At 44.0% G+C, this 21,741-nt stretch carries 18 protein-coding genes; 9 read left to right on the forward strand and 9 right to left on the reverse strand.

Annotated elements, in window-relative coordinates; genetic code table 11:
- Positions 1–15: 15 nt before the first annotated feature.
- The 3 genes from ACQVGS_RS18735 to mneS form a co-directional block, all read right to left on the reverse strand.
- Positions 16–1,212 (reverse strand): DUF58 domain-containing protein, encoded by a 1,197-nt coding sequence (locus tag ACQVGS_RS18735; RefSeq protein WP_491830362.1) that lies wholly within the window; start codon positions 1,210–1,212, stop codon positions 16–18.
- Positions 1,212–2,174 carry an AAA family ATPase gene (locus ACQVGS_RS18740; RefSeq protein ID WP_151174793.1) on the reverse strand — a complete coding sequence of 321 codons (963 nt, stop codon included), beginning with the start codon at positions 2,172–2,174 and terminating at the stop codon, positions 1,212–1,214. Before ACQVGS_RS18740 ends, ACQVGS_RS18735 begins: the two co-directional genes overlap by 1 nt.
- Positions 2,175–2,334: 160 nt before the next feature.
- Positions 2,335–3,207, reverse strand: a complete 873-nt coding sequence (gene mneS, locus ACQVGS_RS18745; RefSeq protein WP_024120430.1) for a manganese transporter MneS — start codon at positions 3,205–3,207, stop codon at positions 2,335–2,337.
- A 412-nt stretch (positions 3,208–3,619) separates the two neighbouring features.
- Here mneS and gabP point away from each other — a divergent pair, with 412 nt between their 5' ends.
- The 6 genes from gabP (at position 3,620) to ACQVGS_RS18775 (ending at position 9,212) form a co-directional block, all read left to right on the forward strand.
- Positions 3,620–5,029 carry a GABA permease gene (gene gabP / locus ACQVGS_RS18750; protein ID WP_059293380.1) on the forward strand — a complete coding sequence of 470 codons (1,410 nt, stop codon included), beginning with the start codon at positions 3,620–3,622 and terminating at the stop codon, positions 5,027–5,029.
- An 86-nt stretch (positions 5,030–5,115) separates the two neighbouring features.
- Positions 5,116–6,657 carry an outer spore coat copper-dependent laccase CotA gene (cotA, locus tag ACQVGS_RS18755; RefSeq protein ID WP_095714325.1) on the forward strand — a complete coding sequence of 514 codons (1,542 nt, stop codon included), beginning with the start codon at positions 5,116–5,118 and terminating at the stop codon, positions 6,655–6,657.
- A 104-nt stretch (positions 6,658–6,761) separates the two neighbouring features.
- The gene (locus ACQVGS_RS18760) at positions 6,762–7,748 is read left to right on the forward strand and encodes a DUF4003 family protein (RefSeq protein ID WP_106021505.1); all 987 of its coding nucleotides are present in this window, start codon (positions 6,762–6,764) and stop codon (positions 7,746–7,748) included.
- A gap of 13 nt (positions 7,749–7,761) precedes the next feature.
- Positions 7,762–8,577, forward strand: a complete 816-nt coding sequence (locus tag ACQVGS_RS18765; protein WP_106022476.1) for an alpha/beta fold hydrolase — start codon at positions 7,762–7,764, stop codon at positions 8,575–8,577.
- Between the two features lie 82 nt (positions 8,578–8,659).
- A complete protein-coding gene (locus tag ACQVGS_RS18770) occupies positions 8,660–8,869 on the forward strand; it encodes a cold-shock protein (RefSeq protein WP_003234008.1) in 210 nt (69 codons plus the stop codon).
- 184 nt (positions 8,870–9,053) lie between these two features.
- Entirely contained in the window at positions 9,054–9,212 is a 159-nt protein-coding gene (locus ACQVGS_RS18775; RefSeq protein ID WP_038954158.1) for a hypothetical protein, read from the forward strand.
- 32 nt (positions 9,213–9,244) lie between these two features.
- Here the strand turns inward: ACQVGS_RS18775 and ACQVGS_RS18780 are convergent, their stop codons facing one another.
- Both ACQVGS_RS18780 and walM read right to left on the reverse strand, forming a co-directional pair.
- Positions 9,245–10,291 carry a PD40 domain-containing protein gene (locus ACQVGS_RS18780; protein ID WP_101861365.1) on the reverse strand — a complete coding sequence of 349 codons (1,047 nt, stop codon included), beginning with the start codon at positions 10,289–10,291 and terminating at the stop codon, positions 9,245–9,247.
- A gap of 65 nt (positions 10,292–10,356) precedes the next feature.
- Entirely contained in the window at positions 10,357–10,728 is a 372-nt protein-coding gene (gene walM / locus ACQVGS_RS18785) for a cell wall metabolism protein WalM (RefSeq protein WP_081638245.1), read from the reverse strand.
- A 440-nt stretch (positions 10,729–11,168) separates the two neighbouring features.
- Between walM and bdhA the strand changes: the two genes are divergently transcribed.
- Positions 11,169–12,209, forward strand: coding sequence for a (R,R)-butanediol dehydrogenase (bdhA, locus tag ACQVGS_RS18790; protein WP_024120423.1), 1,041 nt, complete (start codon positions 11,169–11,171; stop codon positions 12,207–12,209).
- 49 nt (positions 12,210–12,258) lie between these two features.
- Here bdhA and ACQVGS_RS18795 read toward each other — a convergent pair whose 3' ends face one another.
- Entirely contained in the window at positions 12,259–13,680 is a 1,422-nt protein-coding gene (locus tag ACQVGS_RS18795) for a sugar porter family MFS transporter (RefSeq protein ID WP_095714321.1), read from the reverse strand.
- A 637-nt stretch (positions 13,681–14,317) separates the two neighbouring features.
- Between ACQVGS_RS18795 and ACQVGS_RS18800 the strand changes: the two genes are divergently transcribed.
- Positions 14,318–15,313: a potassium channel family protein gene (locus ACQVGS_RS18800; protein WP_095714320.1), complete on the forward strand. Its 996-nt coding sequence runs from the start codon at positions 14,318–14,320 to the stop codon at positions 15,311–15,313.
- A 64-nt stretch (positions 15,314–15,377) separates the two neighbouring features.
- On the opposite strand, the gene ACQVGS_RS18805 is transcribed toward ACQVGS_RS18800, so the two are convergent.
- The 3 genes from ACQVGS_RS18805 to gutB all read right to left on the reverse strand — a co-directional run bounded on the left by ACQVGS_RS18805 (position 15,378) and on the right by gutB (position 18,986).
- On the reverse strand, positions 15,378–16,346 hold the full coding sequence (locus ACQVGS_RS18805; protein ID WP_326230351.1) for a carbohydrate kinase family protein: 969 nt from the start codon (positions 16,344–16,346) through the stop codon (positions 15,378–15,380).
- A gap of 106 nt (positions 16,347–16,452) precedes the next feature.
- Complete coding sequence (locus tag ACQVGS_RS18810; protein ID WP_491830369.1) at positions 16,453–17,841, reverse strand: glycoside-pentoside-hexuronide (GPH):cation symporter; 1,389 nt, start codon at positions 17,839–17,841, stop codon at positions 16,453–16,455.
- Between the two features lie 83 nt (positions 17,842–17,924).
- The gene (gene gutB, locus ACQVGS_RS18815) at positions 17,925–18,986 is read right to left on the reverse strand and encodes a sorbitol dehydrogenase (RefSeq protein ID WP_106022472.1); all 1,062 of its coding nucleotides are present in this window, start codon (positions 18,984–18,986) and stop codon (positions 17,925–17,927) included.
- A 234-nt stretch (positions 18,987–19,220) separates the two neighbouring features.
- On the opposite strand from gutB, the gene ACQVGS_RS18820 reads away from it, so the two are divergent.
- Complete coding sequence (locus ACQVGS_RS18820) at positions 19,221–21,722, forward strand: NB-ARC domain-containing protein (protein WP_254518080.1); 2,502 nt, start codon at positions 19,221–19,223, stop codon at positions 21,720–21,722.
- Positions 21,723–21,741 lie beyond the last annotated feature (19 nt).

Raw genomic sequence — 21,741 nt, forward strand, 5'->3', positions numbered from 1 at the left:
CCGTCACCTCTCTTTCTAAACAACACGCGAAGCTCGGCCGCCTCTCATGATTTGAACTCTGATTTGGTGTTTCAGCATGCGTTCGATCATCATATGCTCACCTTGGGAAAGATCGGCGTCTTTCTCTTTTGCCAGTATAATGGTAACCGGACCGATCCCTGCTTCTGACGTCTTCACCAAATCCTCCGTGATTTGTCCCGTGACAATCACTTTATCAGCCTGGCGAACAGACGGCTTCCCAAGCTCCTCAGCCGCAAAACGGCTTACGCGGTCAGCAGCATCACAATCACAAACGGCTAAGTGATGGAGCATGTGTTTAAAATGCCGCTCTCCCTCCTGAATCGGAAAAATAGACCTTTCCTTTCCGACTGAAGCCAGACCTGCTCCTGCGCCATTTTTCAAAACAGAATGAAGAATCGAAGCTGTCACGGAAACGACCTCTTCGAATCCGTCAGAACTAAAACGGTCCATCAGAAGAAACAGGTTTTTGCTTTTTGACGGTTCAAATTCCTTCGTCATCAGCTGGCTCCTTCTTGCCGAAGTCTTCCAGTCTAACGCCGCAAAACGGTCTCCCGGCTGATAGTTCCTTACACTCGCTGCGACTGAAGACTGGTGCTGATGAACAGGCGATGCCCCGCTTACGCCATCTTCCTGATAACGCTCATTCAGCTGATACTGAAGAGACTGAAAGGACGGATAAACAAACACCGCATCATCTGCTCCATAAAACGCCGTTTTTTCAATCAGGCCGAGAACATCCCCGGCCCGCACCCTGACGGCATGAAAATGATGTTCTCCACGCGGTACTCGCGTTATTTGATATGACATCGTGATGCTCCGTTTGAACCATGGGAACACCAGCTGTTTGGCCAAAGCTTCATCTCCGTTTAATGGCTCTAACCCTGACGGCAGACAATCTTCAATCACCATATACATCAGGGGAAACGGCAGTTTTCTTTTAAGCGTAATCGAAGTTTCCAGCCTGTCTCCCGCATGCAATTGCGTTTTGACGATATGCCGCGACACCTGAAAAGAGCGGAGCAGGTACATCGCCAGCAGCCCGGCGTATACAACAAAAGGGAGAAATGAATAAAACAAAAACCAGCTGACAAAGCCGCCCTGAAACATTGCATAAGAGAAAACAGCACCCGTCAATAACGTTAATACGAGCAGTTTCCACCCGTACATCAACCATTGAAATTTCTTTTTCATCAGCGGACCGACGACCTTTGAACCGGAACTTTCACGCCAGACATGATCTCCCGTATGATTGTTTCTGCCTGGATCCCTTCAAATTTTGCTTCCGGCTGCAGGAGCATCCGGTGCGGCAGTGTATAAGAGGCAAGATATTGAATATCATCCGGAATGACATAATCGCGGTCATGAAGCAGCGCAAATGCCTGGGCCGCTTTCATAAGAGCGATGGATCCGCGCGGACTGACGCCTAAGTGAACAGAGGCATGCTGTCTCGTCTTTTGCACGATTTCGACAATATATTCCTTCATGCTGTCATCAGCACGGACATCCTGCACTTCTCTCTGCAGGCGGATGAAATCTTCTTTTGAAATCACAGGCTCGAGTGTCTCAATCGGATGGCTTTTTTCCTGAAGAGATAAGACATCCAATTCCTCTTCAAAGGACGGATAGCCCATGCGAAGTTTAAATAAAAAACGGTCAAGCTGGGCTTCCGGCAAAGGATATGTCCCTTCATATTCCACAGGGTTTTGCGTGGCCATAACAAAAAATGGAGCGGCAAGCGGCATTGTGTTGCCGTCTACCGTGACGCTTCCCTCTTCCATCGCTTCAAGCAAGGCAGACTGTGTCTTAGGGGATGTTCGGTTGATTTCGTCAGCCAGCACGATATTCCCCATAATCGGGCCCGGCCGGTATTCGAACTCCATTGTTTTCGCATTATAAATAGAAACACCCGTTACATCGGAGGGCAGCAAATCCGGTGTGAATTGAATTCGTTTAAAATCTGCGCCGATCGATTTCGCCAGAGCGCGAACCATCATCGTTTTCCCTACGCCCGGCACATCCTCAAGCAGCACATGTCCTTTGGCAAGAATAGCTGCTAAGCTGAGTTTTGCGATGTCCCGTTTTCCAACCATTACTTTATCGATATGTTCAACTGCTTTTCCCAGCAAAGGATGCAGGTCTTCTTGGTATGACATTCTCTTCCTCCTAGTCATCTACAAAAATCATCATATAGTAACCTAACTTTACCACAAAAAACGACCTGTATAAAAAAACGATTCTAGCAAATTGCTGCCAATACATACAGAGCACTCAAACAAAAAAAGCCTCCCATGACAGGAAGCTCTCATTACCCAGTTATTTGTTTTGCAAAGGCTCCATATGAACATGCGAATAATCAATCGCATGCTCCTCCTTCATTCTCCGCTCAATTTCATTCGCAATATCATGGCTTTCTGTAATATTTAACTCTGATGACACTTCAACCACTACATCTACGTGCACAGAGCTGCCCAAATATCTCGCCTTGATGTCTTTTAACCGGCTGACACCGGAGATTTTTTCGATCGTCTGTTTATAATCGGACATGTCCTTTACGTCAAAGCCATCAGTCAATGAATGCGATGATTCCTTAAAAATATCCCATGCCGTTTTGCAAATGAGAAGGCCGATGACAAATGCAGTCACCGTATCAATCCATGCAAGATGGAATTGCGCGGCCAAAATACCGATAAACGTGCCGACACTGACGAATGCGTCCGATTTATTATCAGCCGCCGCCGCAAGCAGCGCTTGGCTGTTCACCTTTTTGGCAAGCCTTTTGTTGTACTGATAGACAATCAGCATCATGACTGCCCCGCCTGCAGCCGTCCAAGCCGCAATCATATCCGGTGTTTCTTCTTTCACAGAAAAAATAGATTCACCGGCGCTGAAAAGCACTTGCAGGCCGACAACCATCATAATAAACGATGCGATAAGTGATGCAATTGTTTCCGCCCGAAAGTGGCCGTATGGATGATCTTCGTCAGGAGGCTTTTGAGAGATGCGGAGACCGATCAGCACAGCAACAGAAGCAATAATGTCTGTTGTGTTATTTAGCCCGTCTGCCGTAAGAGCTTCCGAGTGAAATACATAGCCGATGATCAGCTTAATCGCGGACAGCACAAGATACGCGGCAATACTGACCAGCGCCCCGGATTCTCCCTTTTTCAGTTCATCATATCTCTCCATAAAAAACCTCCTCTCCGCTCATGTTTTCCTATCATTATGATACAAAGCTGACCCGCAGTGGGTCTATAGAAACATGATTCACTCACCACAGAAAAATAGTGACGATAGAACAATTTTTACTCAATGCAAATTATTTTCATTTGTAAAAAGTGTTTCAAATCCAATGATGCCAATACTTCTAGCCATCCAACACTTTTTCAAAAATATAACAAATCAAAAAAACGGGTAATTGACGGAAAATTTTTTCTTTTATTTCGAACATATTCACTCCCAAAACAGCAAACAAAACCCTACAAATTTGAAATAAACTGTTATATTTTCTGACATAAATTTTCGACAAAATGTATATTTATGTTACAGTTTCAATTATCATAATATTCAGTAACAACTCTAATTTTCAAGGAGGTAACATATGAACCAGTCTCAATCAGGATTAAAAAAAGAATTAAAGACCCGACATATGACGATGATTTCTATCGCCGGCGTCATCGGAGCCGGATTATTTGTTGGCAGCGGTTCAGTCATTCACTCGACCGGGCCCGGTGCCATTGTCTCTTATGCATTAGCCGGATTATTGGTCATCTTTATCATGCGAATGCTTGGTGAAATGTCGGCTGTAAATCCGACAAGCGGATCATTCTCCCAATACGCTCATGACGCTATCGGACCGTGGGCAGGATTTGCAATCGGCTGGCTCTACTGGTTTTTCTGGGTTATTGTTATCGCTATTGAAGCAATCGCGGGAGCAGGCATTATCCAATACTGGTTCCACGATATTCCGCTGTGGATGACGAGCTTAATTTTGACGATTTTACTCACACTGACAAACATCTACTCTGTTAAATCATTTGGTGAGTTTGAATATTGGTTCTCCCTCATTAAAGTTGTTACAATCATCGCATTCTTAATCGTTGGTTTTGCATTTATTTTTGGCTTCGCCCCAGGCAGTGATCCAGTCGGTTTCGCAAATATCACGGGCCAAGGCGGATTTTTCCCGGAAGGCATAGGCTCTGTATTACTCGGAATTGTTGTCGTGATCTTCTCCTTTATGGGAACGGAAATTGTTGCGATTGCTGCCGGTGAAACATCAAACCCGGTCCAATCCGTAACCAAAGCGACTCGATCCGTTGTATGGCGCATCATTGTCTTTTACGTTGGTTCAATCGCCGTTGTCGTTGCGCTTCTGCCTTGGAACTCAGCGAATATTTTAGAAAGCCCTTTCGTCGCTGTTCTCGAACATATTGGAGTGCCGGCAGCCGCGCAAATTATGAACTTTATCGTCCTCACAGCTGTACTTTCTTGCCTGAATTCAGGTTTGTACACCACATCCAGAATGCTGTATTCACTCGCAGAAAGAAACGAAGCGCCGCGCCGCTTTATGAAACTGAGCAAAAAAGGAGTTCCCGTACAAGCAATTGTCGCCGGAACATTTTTCTCTTATATCGCGGTCGTAATGAATTACTTTTCACCTGACACCGTCTTTTTATTTTTAGTCAACTCATCAGGCGCAATCGCCCTGCTCGTTTATCTTGTTATCGCTGTTTCCCAGCTGAGAATGAGAAAAAGCCTCGAAAAAACAAACCCGGAAGCATTGAAAATCAAGATGTGGTTCTTCCCGTTCTTAACCTACCTGACCATTATTGCCATCTGCGGTATTTTAGTATCCATGGCATTTATTGAATCTATGAGAGATGAACTGCTGCTGACAGGCTTTATCACAGGCATTGTATTGCTTTCTTATCTTGTGTTCAGAAAACGCAAGGTGACTGAAAAAGCATCAGCCAAACCGGTCACTCAGCAGCAGCCCGATATCCTGCCTTAACGGCAGGATTTTTTTGTCACCTTCACGTCCTTAATGTCATTAACTATAGTACCAATTAGGGAATATTTAGATAAGGACAGATGAAAATGACACTTGAAAAATTTGCGGATGCTCTCCCAATCCCAGATACACTAAAGCCGGTACAGCAGTCAAAAGATAGCACATACTACGAAGTAACCATGGAGGAATGCTACCATCAGCTTCACCGCGATCTCCCTCCAACCCGCTTGTGGGGCTATAACGGTTTATTCCCCGGTCCCACCATTAAGGCCAAAAGAAATGAAAACGTTTATGTGAAATGGATGAATAACCTTCCTTCAGAGCATTTTCTTCCGATTGATCACACCATTCATCACAGTGACAGCCAGCATGCCGAACCCGAGGTGAAAACCGTCGTTCATTTACACGGCGGCGTCACTCCAGATGACAGCGACGGTTATCCTGAGGCCTGGTTTTCTAAAGACTTTGAACAAACAGGCCCTTATTTTAAACGAGAGGTTTACCATTATCCAAATCAGCAGCGCGGAGCTATTTTATGGTATCACGATCATGCTATGGCGCTCACGAGGCTGAATGTGTATGCCGGGCTCATCGGTGCTTATATCATCCATGAACCAAAGGAAAAACGTCTAAAGCTCCCATCAGGTGAATACGATGTGCCGCTTTTGATCACGGACCGTACGATTAATGAAGATGGCTCTTTATTTTATCCGAGCGGACCGGAAAACCCTTCACCGTCACTGCCAAATCCGTCAATCGTTCCAGCCTTTTGCGGAGATACAATTCTCGTCAACGGGAAGGCATGGCCATACATGGAGGTCGAACCGAGAAAATACCGCTTCCGCGTCATCAATGCCTCTAATACGAGAACATATAACCTGTCACTTGATAATGGCGGAGAATTTATCCAGATCGGTTCTGACGGCGGACTTTTGCCGCGCTCCGTCAAGCTAAACTCTTTCAGTATCGCGCCAGCTGAGCGCTTTGATATCCTCATTGACTTCGCCGCGTTTGAAGGACAATCGATTATTTTAGCAAACAGCGAGGGCTGCGGCGGCGACGTTAATCCGGAAACAGACGCAAACATCATGCAATTCAGAGTCACAAAACCGTTAGCCCAAAAAGACGAAAGCAGAAAGCCAAAATACCTGGCATCTTACCCTTCGGTACAGCACGAAAGAATACAAAACCTCCGAACATTGAAGCTGGCAGGCACTCAAGACCAATACGGCAGACCCGTCCTTCTTCTTAACAACAAACGCTGGCACGATCCTGTCACTGAAGCACCGAAAGCCGGTTCTACCGAAATATGGTCGATCATCAATCCGACACGCGGAACACATCCCATCCATCTTCATTTGGTCTCCTTCCGTGTATTGGACCGGCGCCCATTTGATACAGCCCGTTTTGAAGAGCGCGGAGAACTGGCCTACACCGGACCCGCCGTTCCGCCGCCACCAAGTGAAAAAGGCTGGAAAGACACGGTTCAGTCCCACGCCGGTGAAGTCCTGAGAATCGCCGTAACATTCGGGCCATACACTGGGCGGTACGTATGGCATTGCCACATTCTTGAGCATGAAGACTATGACATGATGAGACCGATGGATGTGATTGACCCCCATAAATAAGGCCCAAAAAACTTGCCTGCTGCAGGCAGGTTTTTTTATCTATGAAACTTTTTTCTTCCACAAATCGTATAACTTAGAAACAGCGAAGAAAGGAGCGGCTTTTTATGCTGACAAACGATCTTAAAAATAAAACAAATCAACACATTTCAATTTATGACGAATTAAAATCAAAATTAAGGTGGAAAGTTGCTCATAATCAGATATTAATGCTCATCTCCTCTGCATATATTGTGAATAAAAGAGATTTTGATTTTCAGCGCTTTTATGATTTAAGCAGCTATATAAAATCAAACATCGGCAGCTTCTCAACACTCAATTCTCACCACCGCTTTACTGTCGCTTCAATTCTGGATATTCATTTTCAGCATGAGGCGAAGCAAGCGTTTCTTACTTTCATCGATGTGTACAGCCAAATGGTGAAGCTTGGATATAAACGGGATATTTTCACGTACCTTTCCGCTCTGATCATGCTCACCGGCAAGACCGAAACGATAAACCAAAGAGAACAGATGAACATGGGGCTCTCTGTTTATCAGCAGATGAAGAAAAATCACTATTTCCTCACTTCAACTCAAAATGTTCCGCTTGCCGTATTGCTCGCCCAAAACGAAAATGGTTTGCGGGCGCTGAACAAGGCAGAAACATGTTATCAGCTGCTGTCCGCTAACGGCTTTAAAAAAGGCCAATACTTACAACACGTCAGTCATATTCTTGCCCTGCAAAGTGAAAAAGACCCTGAAACCCTTGTTTCCCAATGCAAACTGATCTTTCAATCCATTACTGAATCTCATAAAAAGCCAAAAGATTTTCATTATCCCGATCTTGCCCTTCTCACATTCTTGGAAGAGCCGGACATCAAAACCGTTTTAGGCATCACTCATGAGCTGAACCAAGAAAAAGCATTTAAATGGGAAAAGGATATGAACTTCAAAATTGCTGTCAGCTTATATCTCAGCGAGTATATGGAGAAAAATCTGCTGATGGAATCAGGCCTATACACAGCAATTGAAACGGCCATCCAAGCACAGCAGGCAGCCGCGACAGCTGTGATCATCAGTTCATCAGCCATTCATTCACATGACGGAAACTAAAGGAGGAGAAAACATGCCATATATCACATTAGAAGATCAGACCCGCCTATACTACGAAACTCACGGGAGCGGGACACCGATCCTATTTATACACGGCGTGCTTATGAGCGGACAATTTTTCTACAAACAACTTTCAGCGCTATCTGCCAATTATCAATGTATTCGTCTCGACCTTAGAGGGCACGGCGAATCCGACAAAGTTCTTCATGGACACACCATTTCCCAATACGCCCGTGATATCAAGGAATTTATGTGTGCGATGGAGCTTGATCCTGCCGTCCTTGTTGGCTGGTCAATGGGCGCTTTCGTGGTATGGGATTATATCAATCAATTTGGGAATGATAACATACGAGCCGCTGTTATCGTCGATCAATCAGCTTCTGACTACCAATGGGACGGCTGGGGACACGGCCCGTTTGACTTTGACGGCTTGAAAACAGCGATGCACGCTATTCAAACTGAGCCGCTTTCATTCTACAAAAGCTTCATCAATAATATGTTCGCAGAGCCGCCAGCATCAACAGAAACAGAATGGATGCTTGCCGAAATTCTGAAACAGCCAGCAGCCATTTCAAGTACGATTTTATTTAATCAAACGGCAGCTGATTATCGCGAAACCATTCAAAACGTTCATGTGCCGACATTGTTATGCTTCGGAGAAGACCGCAAATTTTTCTCAATAGAAGCCGGAGAACACCTGCGTGAACATATTCCAAACGCAAAGCTCGTTACATTTTCTAGGAGCAGCCATTGTCCGTTTTTAGAAGAACCGGATGCTTTTAACAGCACGCTCCTGTCCTTTTTAGATGAGCAGATTGGAAAGTCATAAAGAAAAAGGAATTAGGAGATTAGGGCAAAGTATGAGACAATAAGAAATGTGCAGTAAAATACATGAGGGAAGAAGTGACTTTATGTCTTACTATAACAAACGAAATCAAGAACCGCTGCCAAAGGAAGATGTGAGTACTTGGGAATGCACAAAAGAAGACTGCAACGGCTGGACCAGAAAAAACTTCGCCAGCAGTGACACGCCATTGTGCCCTTTGTGCGGAAGTAAAATGGTCGACGGCATCCGTTCATTAGTGAATCTCCAAAACAACAGCCAAACGAAAACAAGTTAGCTCTTCCCTTTTTTAAAAGCAGTCTCTATCAGCAAACAATCCTCGATCAGAGATACGAATTTTATATCCAATAGCACGGCCTCCCGATTTGACGAGAGGCCGAGATAATGAAGCCCAAAACTGCAAACGTTTCGGGCTTTTTCACTTTCTATTATGGTATAATATGGATATTAGGGATGATGATGTGATCAAAAACCAACAGCAGGCTGACCTGAAGAAACGAGCTTCAGTCAAAAAGTTGAATTTGGCTATTAACTCATGTGCGGAACTTATGAATTGGTCAATACCGATCATCCGTTTCTTTAAATGGCTCGGATCATTTGCCCTGCACCTCGTCCATTAAAAAAATCACTCAGCATTTGCTGAGTGATTTTTTCAGTTGATGACAGAAAAGCTGTTGATGATGCCATTCGGATTTTCCCATACTTTTTTGAACGTCTTCGTATCAAGGTCATAAGAATAAATTGTCCGAACCTTGGCTTCACGCCCTGTTTCGTCCTTCAGCTTTTTAGCCCCCTTGGCTTCGGCAAGGAAATAAATCTTCTTTCCGTCCTTGGAGAACTGCGGCTGCGCGTCAATTAACAGCTTAAATGTTTTCTGGTTTGAAATGATTTTTTCATAGGTTTTCGTGTCTGCATTCAGCATTTGAATAGAAGCCGTTTGCTCCGTTCCTTTTTGTGTATATGACGTAAACAGAATACGTTTATCGTCATCAGAAACAGCAATATCACTGATAAACTGCTCCAGGCTCTTAAGCTCATGAAGGCCGCTTTCATTACCGGCCGAAAAATGAATCTTTGTCGGTTCAGGATCGATTCCCTTCTCATTGGCTTCATCCGTTTTTTTGTAATCTTCTTCTACAGAATAATGAAGCAATGCAAATGAATCTGTTTTTTGGTTATAAAAGAAGCTGCTGACGCTGTCATCCTGGTCATTAGCGGCAGGATACAGGTTTTTATACTTCTTCGTTTTCAAATCAAAGGATGCGATACGAAAATTGCTTTCGTCCGCTTTCCCTAAACGAAAATAGATTTTTGAGCGATCCTTTGATAAAAACAAGCTGTCCGCGCTTTCCGGACCTTTATAAAGCATAGTTTTCTTATCAGATTTAAGATCAAGCTTAAAAAGCCTCATCTCATTTTGATCGTTATTGCTTGTATAATAGAGCGCCTGCTGCTCTTGGTCCAAGGCAAATGCCGGATAGCTGGTCAGCTTCGCCTCGTGGATCACCTTATCATTTTCATAATACTTCGTCAGAAGATCGGTATCGGTAATCGAAACCAGAAGCTTCTCACTGTTCTCCGTGTTCACGGAAACATCGGCGGCACTCTCACTGCCTTTATCTTTAAAAGAATAAAACATAAAACCCGCAGCTGCCGCCAAAACAACGACGATTGCCAATAAAACGATTCCTTTTTTCATCTCTTATCTCCACCAATAGAAAAAGCAAGAATGCGACTTCTTGCTTTACAGATTTAAACTATGTATTAATAGCTGTAATGTCCCGCTACTTTTCCTTTGCTTAATGGGTATCCCAGCGCTTTAAACGCTTTAGGGCTTACATCCAGCACTGCATGAGGCATTCTGCCAACATCATTTTTATAAACCGTAATCACCTTTTTAGGCTTCGCTTTAGCATAAGCTCTGATTTTTGTCCCATTTCTAGGTACGTCAAATCCGATCTTTGTCGCACAGTCCCAATGTCCAAGTTTTTTACCTGAAGAGCCTTTTTTCCCAACTCCGTTATACCAAGTAATATTTCCGTTCACATGTTTTGCACTGGCATCTGCTGAAAAACTGAAAGCTCCCAAAGTACTTCCTACTAAGATAAAAGCGGCTAAAATGACTTTCTTCAACATTTCGTCCCCCTGTTTGTTAACATCTAGGAAAAATTATACACGATCAACCAGGGATTTTTTATTTCAATATCCTTACAGTAATGTTACAAAGTCGAAAAAATCCCCTCTGCTAAAATAAACCATGGAAGATTATCCTATTATAATTGCAGCATTAGCGTTATAATTGTTGATAGAGTAGTTGTCGCATTCAATATGAACGAACCATTACCGTATTGTTCAAGCCAAATTCATAGTTATGTAAACCAATCATACTCTCTCATCATAAAGAAAAAAGAGTGTGCGAGACTCTTTTTTCTTCAAAGTTTCTTATTTCAAAAAACGTAGATTATATTATATATAAGTTTTATCTTTTTTTGGTTTTAAAAAATGGCGATTTTGTGAACAGTTCATATTGATCGGTGCGGAATTACTCATATCAAAAGATATAGGAGTGGTAATCCATGAAGGCAGCTAGATGGCATAACCAAAAGGATATCCGTATTGAAAATATTGAAGAGCCAAAAGCGGAACCGGGAAAAGTCAAGATCAAAGTCAAATGGTGCGGCATCTGCGGCAGTGATTTACACGAGTATTTAGGAGGCCCGATCTTTATCCCGGTGGACAAACCCCATCCTTTAACAAAAGAAACAGCACCTGTCACAATGGGGCATGAATTCTCCGGTGAAGTTGTTGAAGTCGGGGAAGGCGTTGAAAACTATAAAGTCGGAGACCGAGTCGTTGTGGAACCGATTTTTGCAACACACGGACATCAGGGTGCGTACAACCTTGATGAACAAATGGGATTCCTCGGCTTAGCCGGAGGCGGCGGCGGATTCTCTGAATACGTTTCTGTAGATGAAGAGCTGTTATTCAAACTTCCTGAGGAATTATCATATGAACAAGGCGCACTCGTTGAACCTTCTGCGGTCGCTTTATACGCTGTCCGCTCAAGCAAAATCAAAGCCGGTGACAAAGCGGCTGTATTCGGCTGCGGCCCGATCGGACTTCTTGTCATTGAAGCGCTGAAAGCTGCGGGTGCTACTGAAATTTATGCTGTTGAGCTCTCACCTGAGCGCCAGCAAAAAGCTGAGGAGCTCGGCGCCATTATTGTGGATCCGTCCAAAACAGACGATGTAGTGGCACATATCGCAGACCTTACAGGAGGCGGCGTTGACGTAGCCTTTGAAGTAACCGGGGTTCCAGTCGTTTTGCGCCAAGCGATCCAATCTACAACAATCGCCGGTGAGACAGTGATCGTCAGCATCTGGGAAAAAGGCGCTGAAATTCATCCGAACGATATCGTAATCAAAGAGCGTACAGTGAAAGGAATCATCGGGTACCGTGACGTATTCCCAGCTGTATTGTCATTAATGAAAGAAGGCTATTTCTCAGCCGATAAACTCGTTACGAAAAAGATTGTCTTAGACGATTTAATCGAAGAAGGCTTCGGAGCTCTGATCAAAGAGAAAAACCAAGTGAAAATTCTTGTCAGACCAAACTAAACATACAAAAAAAGAATCCGCATTCAAGTGCGGATTCTTTTTATTCCACTTAGCCAATCACTTCAGCGCCGGACTCTTCTTTAACCTCACTGCGATCATGAGCACGGAAGCTTTCCTCAAGCTGCTCAAGCGAAAGACCTTTTGTTTCCGGTAAAAACTTGTTCACAAACAGAATCGAGCAAATTCCCAGCGCAACGAAGATGAAGAACGTTGTTGATAACCCAATGCCTGCCATCAAAATAGGGAAAGTCAGACTGACTGCGAAATTGACCATCCACAAGCAGAATACCGTAACACCCATTCCCAGACCGCGAAGGCGCAGCGGGAAAATTTCTGAAAGCATCAGCCATGTCACTGGTGAAATCGCACCCTGCTGAAACGCCAGGAACGAAACCGTTAATGACAGAACCACATATGGAAGCGCAGGCGATCCTTCCAGCACAAGTGAAAATATCCCGATCAGCAGCAATGCCGTTGTCGTTCCGATCAGCCCTGTAATCAGCATCGGCCGGCGACCGACTTTACCGAGCAGCCAAATTCCAACGAACGTGGCCAGGACGGAGATCACACCATTGGCAATATTCCCGATCAGCGCTGCTTCCGTTTGAAATCCGGAATCTCTTAAAATTTCAGTGCCATAATACATGATGGAGTTTACACCCGTAATTTGCTGTACAATCGCAATTCCGATTCCTATGAATACAATTCGGCGCACCCACGGCACTGCAAGATCTTTAAACGTAGCTTTCTCAAGCTTATCCTCTCTTTTGAAAGCGGATTCAATTTCAGCCAGCTCAGAAGCAGCGCGTTTTTCGTCCCTGATTTTCTTCAAAACCCCTAAAGCATCTTCATTCCTTCCTTTTGAAACAAGCCAGCGAGGACTCTCAGGCATTCTGATCATTCCAAAGAACAGGAATACGGCCGGAAGAGACGCTATCACGAGCATAAATCTCCATACATTGGAGCTGTCTCCCATTGTCGTCCCGAGGATGGCATTAAAAACAAAGGCCAACAGCTGTCCGGATACAATCATTAATTCATTCTGGGTCACCATCCGTCCTCTGCTTTCCACAGGTGACATTTCCGCTAAATAAGCAGGCACCGTGACTGATGCGCCCCCGACGGCAATTCCAAGCACAAAACGGGAGATGATCATGATTGTTACGTTTGGAGCCAGTGTACACCCAATCGTTGAGATAAAAAATATAATGGCGAGGAAAAGAATATTTTTACGGCGTCCGTTAAAATCAGACATTCTTCCGCCAAGCACAGCTCCAAGTGCAGCTCCAAAAAGAAGAGAACTGGTGACGAGCCCCTCTGTGAAAGCATTGAGATTAAGCTGATCAGGCTCACCCATATATGGTAAAGCTCCATTTAATACCCCGGTATCATAACCGAAGAGAAGCCCGCCGAAAGTCGAAACTAAAATAATTGTGCGTAAAAATGACATTTGACTGCCTTTTGTATTCATACCGTTTCCCCCAGTCTTTTTCAAAATCGGTCACTGCGTATTTCAAAAACGTATTCTAGGGTGCCGCCTTCCTCAAATGCCGTGAGCAGGCCGCAGAAAAAAGTTCAAAATGTCTTTTTTCACTGGCTTCATAACCTTCCCTTCTTTTCAGCATGTGATGAAGTCAATTGATTTGGAAGCGATTTCATTTATTACTAAACAACAATGGGTATATTTTTGATGTCTGACTTAATTAATTGTCATCTTATAGTCACTTTTTAGTGTTGTTATAGTAATTTTATAGTGATATATTTGTCACTTCTGATATTATCATAATTTCAAAAACGCTTTCAGTCAATATAAATTTCTGAAAATTCCTTAACTTCATGTCAGTAAAATGACCACTTCAAGGGGAAATTGAACTTTTTTCTTGCCGGAAATGTGGAATCAGTATGTATTATCTCTGAACTTCTGTTTCATTTCTGTCTTCATCAAAATGAGTAAGTGTTGGGTAACTCCCCCTATACAAATCTTCTCTGCATAATTCGCTGCTCAAACATTCAAATGTTTGTTTCAGATTCAAGACAAAAGGAAATAGAAGAGGAAAATAAAGATGGCTAAATGGCTGGCTCTTATTGAATAGGAGGAGGCAATAAAATTGAATGAGATTTATATCTTTGCAGGAATTTTATTGTTGGCAGCGGGGATGATTGATTTTATATGGACAACATTATGGCTTGAGAGCGGAGCCGGTCCGATCACAAGATGTTTGTCTGCATGGCTGTGGAAAGGCTTCCGTAAGATCAGCGGAGATCACGCAAAGGTTCTCAGTACGGCAGGGCCGCTGCTGTTATGCATGACATTATTGGTGTGGATCGGTTTATTTTGGAGCGGCTGGACTTTTATCTTCTCAAGTGATCCTCACTCTCTCGTAGTTACTCAAAGTAAAGAACCAGCCTCCTGGTCAGACCGGGCTTATTTTTCTGGATATGTGATGTTTACATTAGGAAATGGCGACCTTACACCGAACGGTGCCCTTTGGAAGCTTGTGACAGTCGGTGCTACAGCTGAAGGTCTGCTTACGATTACTTTTTCTGTCACGTATTTGATTTCTGTCTTGAGTGCGGTTAATCAAAAGCGCTCATTCGCCCAGAGTGTACTGAGTCTTGGGCATAACGGAACAGCGATTGTCCAAACTGCGTGGAACGGAAGACATTTTCACGACATGGATTTGCTTCTCGTCACATTTTCTTCAGAGCTGGGAAAGCTGACCGCTCAGCATAACGCCTTCCCCATTCTTCATTTTTACCATAGCACACAGCGCGAGGAATCTTCCGTCATTGCAGTCACTGTATTGGATGAAGCGTTAACCATTTTGACGTATGGCATTCCAAAGCAGTACCTTCCGAATCAGCTGCACATAAAAGAAGCGCGCTCAAGTGTCAAAAACTACTTAGACACCGTTCATACAGCATATATCCATCCGGCTGAACAAGAACCGCCGGAGCCCAACCTCTTGAAGCTAAGAGATTGCGGCATACCGACCCTATCAGAACAAACATTTCGAACAGCGGTCAAATCTTTAAAAGAACGGCGGCAATTGCTTTTGGGCATTGTTCAAGCGGGTGCGCGTAAGTGGCCTGCACAAGAGTAAGGGGTAAAAAAGAGGATGCCTCCCAAAAGTCAAAAAGACTTTTAAGAAACATCCTCTATTTTTATTACAAAGATAAAGAAGCTTCAATCTCTTCCATACGCGGCAGTGCATCAATCGCTCCAATTTTAGTGCAGACAAGAGCGCCCACCTTATTGGCAAAAGACACGATATCACGCAGCTGCTCAAAATCAGTTTCTACCGATTGAATCTTATCTGTACCAGCTAATTTGAACAAAGCCGCTCCGACAAAAGCGTCTCCCGCTCCTGTAGAATCAATCGAAGTGACAGGAATACTCGGAATGATTTCATGTTCCTTGCCATTAGACAGCAATGTTCCGTTTTTCCCAAGGGTCACGGCAACCATCTCGGCTCCGATACCATGGAGAATATTGACGCCCTCTTCATGATCCTTCGCACCAGTGATGATCTCCAGCTCCTCGTCACTCACCTTAACAAAATCACTTAAAGCAATGGCTCTTTTTGCAGCACTAACAAACTCAGAGACTCTTCCCTTCCATAAATCCCCTCGATAGTTAGGATCAAATGAAAGAAATTGCCCTTTATCCTTCGCAATGGTCATAAGCCGTAAATAGGCTGTACAAAATGGATCAGATAACAATGCCGTCGCTGAGCCAAAATGAAGGATTTTCGCTTGATTCATTTTATCCTGATCGACATCTTCGATCGTAAACAGAGCATCCGCGCCTCTATTGAAAACAAAATCGCGCTCTCCATTATTCTTTAATGAAACAAAAGCAAGCGTTGTAGGTGCTTTCTCATCCATCACCAGCATAGAGGTATCCACATGAACAGCATCTAACGTTTGCTTCAGAAAATACCCAAAGGGATCCTTCCCTACTTTTCCTGCGAAAGCAGCGTCCCCTCCCAGCTTGGCAATCGCCGCTGACACATTTGCTGGGGCGCCCCCGGCACTTTTTAAAAATTGACGCCCTTTCTTTAAATCAACGTCCACATCGGTACAAAAGAAATCGATCAATAACTCCCCAATACAAACAACAGACTGACTTCGCATGTTATCACACTCTTTTTACATATTCTAGATTACAGTCTCAGTATATTACTTTCAGTCATAAATACAACCTTTTACATCGAATATTAGAAATATTAAATATATTCATTTACCTGGATTTCTTCTCAAGCTCGGTGATGATCTGTTTATATCTTTTTTCAGTTAAAGGATAAAAGGCTATGATGATGATAGAGAGTAAAATAAATAGTCCCGGAATTAAGGCATTCATATGTTTAATCGCATTCAGTGACGTCACGGTTTGATCAGTATTCGCCACATATCCTGCGATTCCTAAATAGATGGCAGAAAACGAACCGGCCAGTGCAACACCTAACTTATTGATAAAACTCATGCTGGAAATCACCACTCCGTCGGCACGAACCCCTGTCTTCCATTCCGCATAATCAACACAATCGGCAACCATTCCCCAAGCAAGCGTATTTAAAGGGGTTGTAAAGAACCCTGAAGCAAATAGCCAGATGAAAATGAGCGTCACCGAAGAATACGCCGTAAAATGCAGACCTGCATACGAGATCAGTGACAAAGCAGCCGATATGACCATCACATTTTTCCTGCCCCACTTCTCAGAAAAGTATGGAATAAACAAGTTACTGATGAGGGCTGCGCCAAAAAATAAAACGGTTCCAAAGAACACCTGTTCCTTATGATTCACGTTATACGTAAAGTAGTACACCATTGTACTGATTTTAATATTAAACCCGATTGCAAATGCTAAAAATGATGACGTTAGAATCAGCAAAGGTTTGTTTTGAAACAAAACAGATAACGTCTTTTTCATTCCCTGTTTCTTTGTTTTCTTAGGCGCAATCCGCTCACGCACAGTAAAGAAACTAAAGAGGTTCAAAGCGATGCTAACAATGGCATAGACGAGAGCTGTCATTTGAAACCCAAATGCCTGGTTCTCTCCTCCCAAAGCTGCTGCAAGCGGTGTTGCACAGGAGATGGATAGAAGGATTCCAACATAAACCAAGATCATACGAGTCGTTGTTAATACCGTTCTTTCTTTTACAGAATTCGTAATCCGGCCCGTTAAGCTGTTCACTGGAATCGTTTGCATACTAAAGGACATGCCGAGCAGAATATAGGTAATATACGCATATACGATGTTTCCCGTTGCTCCAAAGTGAGGCGTGGTGAAACACAGGACAGTAAATAATGCGAAAGGAAATGCAACCCACAGCAGATAAGGCCTTGCCTTTCCCCACCTTGTGTTTGTTTTATCTAAGATAACCCCCATAATCGGGTCAAAAATAGCATCCAGCACCCGCACAACAAGAAATAATGTGGCGATGACCGCAGGCTGTATGCCGCCGATGTCCGTATAATAAAACAGCAGGTATGCGTTTACAAATTGAAACACAATATTATACGACATATCACCAAAGCCGTATCCGATTCGTTCAAGCCAGGACAAACCGGCACTGGATTTTGTTTGATGTTTCGCCTTCATTACCGTTGCTTTTTCTGTTTCGATCATCTTTCCCACCCCAAGAATCCGTTTTCATTATTGAGTACAAATCCAGTAAATAAGAGGGAGAATACGAGATTCTCCCTGTTCACTCAGCTATTCGGATAAACCATCACTTTTAAACATTCATTCTTAAATTGAAGCGCCCGCTCCATCGCCTCTTGTGTCTGTTCCAGCGAATATTGGTCCGTTACAAGATGCTTCGTGTCGACAATGCCTGAAGCGAGAAATTCGATTCCCTTCGGATACGTGTTGGCATAACGGAAGATCCCGTAAATATCAATCTCATTGTCCGCAATAAACGGCACATTAAGCGGGATCTCGTTCTGAGAAGGCAAACCAACAATCGCCAGTTTCCCGCCCCGGCGCACAGAAGCCAGTGCGGATTGCAATGCTGCTGGATTCCCCGCTGTTTCCCAAGCAACATCAACGCCTCTATCATTCGTGATCGTTTTAATCTCTTCAAGCGCGTCCTGTTCACGGATATTAATAATATGAGTCGCTCCCATTTTTTTCGCAGCTTCTAACCGCAGCGGCTCTAAGTCGGTCACGATAATTGTGCTTGCCCCAAATGCTTTAGCTGCCGCAACAGCCATTAACCCAACAGGGCCCATCCCCATAATCGCAATCGTTGATCCGGGCTGAAGCTTCGTTCTCGCCGCTGCATGGATACCGACAGAAAACGGTTCAATCAAGGCAGCATCCTCATAAGAAAGTGAATCTGGAATAGAGAAAACAAAGTCCTGTCTGATTTTGATATATTGTACAAACGCGCCGTCTACCGGCGGTGTGGCCAAAAACTGTACATCCGGACAAAGGTTATAGCGCCCTTCCTTGCACGCCTCACAGCGTCCGCACGTGACACCCGGCTCAACAGCGACGCGGTCACCTACTTTGAATTGTTCAACAGACGAGCCGACAGCCGCGATTTCTCCCGCGCACTCATGTCCGAGGATAAATGGCTTTTCCACTACATAATTGCCTATTCTGCCGTTTGTATAGTAATGCAGATCCGATCCGCAGATGCCGACAGCCATCACCTTAATCAACACTTCATCCTGGCTGATGTCCGGCACAGGCAATGTTTCTATTCTGATTTCTCTAGTGTTATGCATAATAGCTGCTTTCATGGTTTTAGGTACTGTGTGAGTCATTACGGCAAATTCCTTTCTTTATGAACACTATTAACGGCATTTAAGCCGCTTCATCAAGAAATGTAAGTGCATACATTTTTGCATTTTCTGTCACTGCCCTCATTTTATCTGCTTTTCAGAATGTTCAACAGCTTTTCATGCTGTATAAAAGGACAGCCGCACTGTACTTTTTGATTTTTCATATACAAAACTAGCAGGATTGATAAAATAGTACTAATAGGAGGTGCAGGTTTTATGGCTGAACTTGAAGATCGAAAACAATTTGCGGAATTGCTGGCACCTGGCGTAAAGTCATTAAAACTTCATCCAGATTATAAAGTCAGAAGGAATAAGAACGAAAAAACAAGACAGTCTTATTTAGACAACATTTCACACCAGCTGGGAGTTTCCCCAAACACGATTAAAAGCTGGATCGGACAGATGGGTGTGAACTATGTTCCCGGAAGAATAGAAGACGGAAAACTGTTCGGAATGATCTGGATCATTCTAGAAAAAACCGATATGAATATACAGTGGTTTACTGACCTGCTTGAGACCACCACTATACCGGTAATCAAACCTGCACTGCCTGTATGGGCGGCCTCATGTCTTAAAAAAGCGAAAATAGTACGGCAGGACAATTCATTCGGAGCACCGCTTGATCAAGATATTGAAAAAACAGTCAAACGTTTATTTCCCGATATTCTCGACCATAAAACGAATGCGCTTACAGAACAGATGCCTTTGACACACAACTTACCGTCACGCTGGTCGGGTCACTTTATAGGAAGAAGATTTGACATCGAGGCGATACGGCAATGGATGCTTTCCCCATCACCCGTCTGTTTAATTACCGGATGGGCAGGCACGGGAAAAACGACAACTGCTCTAGAAGCAGCCTATTCCTGTATCGGCGATTCCTCAGATTGGCCGGCATTCAACAGCATCATCTGGCTCAGTGCTGATTGGAAAGGATTAAGCTTTAGCGATTTTTTAAATACGATTGCATACCAGCTCGGACGCGCTGAACAAATCGATAAATCAATCAATGAAAAACGATTCGTCGTCCGCAATGCGTTAGCCAATTACACCAGAGAAAAACCGATACTGCTGATCGTGGACAGCATAGACACTGCTGAAAGAGACATTCACGAATTTATCACCAGCCTGCCCCAAGGCGTGAAAGTCCTCCTCACAGCACGTGAAAACTTGAAGCAAACCTATCGGGAAGGCTTCGGTGAAATGGTAACCATCCAGCTGAGCGGACTTGAACAAACAGATGCCCTGGAATATTTTCATCAAGAAGTGAATCGCTGCCTGCAAATGTGCAACGATCCAACTAAACGAGAAAAGCTCGCGCAGCTGCTGGAACTATCTCCAGAACTGAAGAGCGGGTTCATTTCAGCGACAGCCGGAAACCCGAAAGCCATGGCACTCAGCATCGCCTATATGTCAGACGATGACATTCCCGCTCAGCAGCTGATTCATGAGCTCGGAAAAGCAGGCTACTCACTATTAGATCTGTTTGATTTTCTATTTGGGCGCACATGGCACAGATGCAATGAAGACACCCGGAAGCTATGGCAGGTGCTATGCTTTTTCAGCAAGCCGCCAGATGAAAAAAGCCTGGCGGCAGCGGCCGGATTAGACGCTCGTCGTTTTCATTACGCAGTTGAACAAATGCGGTCTTTTGCTCTGATTCAGCCGGAACGAAGCGAAGGAAGGACACAATACTTAGCGCATCAAACTGTGGTCGCTTACGGAGAACAGCACTTGTCCGAAAATCAGAATTATGAAACAGAAGCCCGCAGCCGCTGGGCGCACTATTATATTCATTATGCAGAGACCCACTTAAAGCGGGAACAGCCAAACTCTATCTATTGGAGCTGTCTCTTGGGACGTAATTTGGACCAAATCAAAAAAGAATGGCCAAACATCCTAAAGGTGATCAAATGGTCAAGCGAAACCGGACAAAGTGAAATCTTAATTGAACTCATCACCCGCATCAGCCATTTTCTAAGCAGAATCAACCTGCCCTTACGAATCGAATACGGACGTAAAGCCGCCGACGCCGCCCATCAATTAGGCCAACACACACGAGAAGCCTTCTTCCGAATCGACACAGCAGGCTGGGCACTGATGGAAGTCAATGATTTAGACGGGGCCTTACTGCAAATAGAAGCCGGCCTGAAGATTCTGGAACAATCTGACGTTCAAGATGCCCTTGATCTAAAGGTTTGGGGACACGCACTCAAAGCAAGGCTGTTTTTAAAAGCCAGGCAACAGGAAAAAGCAGAAGCCATTTTAAACGAAATCGAAGATCAACCGATTTCCCCTACAATTCAACACAGAGTTCTACTGGTACGCGGAGATCTAAGCTTTGCGAGAGGTCATGATGAAGAAGCCATTCAATTATACGAAGCGGCAAATCAGATAAGTTCTATGTATGGGGGCGAAAAAACGATAGAAGCCTATTTCAATTTAGGTGTGGCTTACGTGAAATGCGATCTGTTTGAGAAAGCGGAAGAAGCTTTTGAGCAGATGCTCTATGACAAACATAACGCGAATCAGGTTGAGCTGATTTATTATTATTATGGGATGGCGCAGCTGTTGCATCGTAAAGGAGAGAAAACGAAAGCGATGGAAGCTAATCAGAAAGCGATTCGTTTGATTGATTCGTGGGAGCCTGCGATTGGGATTCGGGGAGAGGTTGAAGAACTGGCAATGGCGATTAAAGAAAACGACTATTACTCATAGTTGTTCTGTCAGAAATCTC

This window comes from Bacillus sp. SD127, from assembly GCF_058566445.1.

Bases quoted from the DNA above. Each gene is read 5' to 3' on its own strand.
- walM (WP_081638245.1), bottom strand. From the start codon at position 10,728: ATGTTGAAGAAAGTCATTTTAGCCGCTTTTATCTTAGTAGGAAGTACT.
- ACQVGS_RS18805 (WP_326230351.1), bottom strand. From the start codon at position 16,346: ATGCGAAGTCAGTCTGTTGTTTGTATTGGGGAGTTATTGATCGATTTC.
- mneS (WP_024120430.1), bottom strand. From the start codon at position 3,207: ATGGAGAGATATGATGAACTGAAAAAGGGAGAATCCGGGGCGCTGGTC.
- ACQVGS_RS18820 (WP_254518080.1), top strand. From the start codon at position 19,221: ATGGCTGAACTTGAAGATCGAAAACAATTTGCGGAATTGCTGGCACCT.
- ACQVGS_RS18795 (WP_095714321.1), bottom strand. From the start codon at position 13,680: ATGAATACAAAAGGCAGTCAAATGTCATTTTTACGCACAATTATTTTA.
- gutB (WP_106022472.1), bottom strand. From the start codon at position 18,986: ATGACTCACACAGTACCTAAAACCATGAAAGCAGCTATTATGCATAAC.
- ACQVGS_RS18780 (WP_101861365.1), bottom strand. From the start codon at position 10,291: ATGAAAAAAGGAATCGTTTTATTGGCAATCGTCGTTGTTTTGGCGGCA.
- ACQVGS_RS18810 (WP_491830369.1), bottom strand. From the start codon at position 17,841: ATGATCGAAACAGAAAAAGCAACGGTAATGAAGGCGAAACATCAAACA.
- ACQVGS_RS18740 (WP_151174793.1), bottom strand. From the start codon at position 2,174: ATGTCATACCAAGAAGACCTGCATCCTTTGCTGGGAAAAGCAGTTGAA.
- ACQVGS_RS18735 (WP_491830362.1), bottom strand. From the start codon at position 1,212: ATGAAAAAGAAATTTCAATGGTTGATGTACGGGTGGAAACTGCTCGTA.
- bdhA (WP_024120423.1), top strand. From the start codon at position 11,169: ATGAAGGCAGCTAGATGGCATAACCAAAAGGATATCCGTATTGAAAAT.
- ACQVGS_RS18760 (WP_106021505.1), top strand. From the start codon at position 6,762: ATGCTGACAAACGATCTTAAAAATAAAACAAATCAACACATTTCAATT.
- gabP (WP_059293380.1), top strand. From the start codon at position 3,620: ATGAACCAGTCTCAATCAGGATTAAAAAAAGAATTAAAGACCCGACAT.
- cotA (WP_095714325.1), top strand. From the start codon at position 5,116: ATGACACTTGAAAAATTTGCGGATGCTCTCCCAATCCCAGATACACTA.
- ACQVGS_RS18765 (WP_106022476.1), top strand. From the start codon at position 7,762: ATGCCATATATCACATTAGAAGATCAGACCCGCCTATACTACGAAACT.
- ACQVGS_RS18770 (WP_003234008.1), top strand. From the start codon at position 8,660: ATGTCTTACTATAACAAACGAAATCAAGAACCGCTGCCAAAGGAAGAT.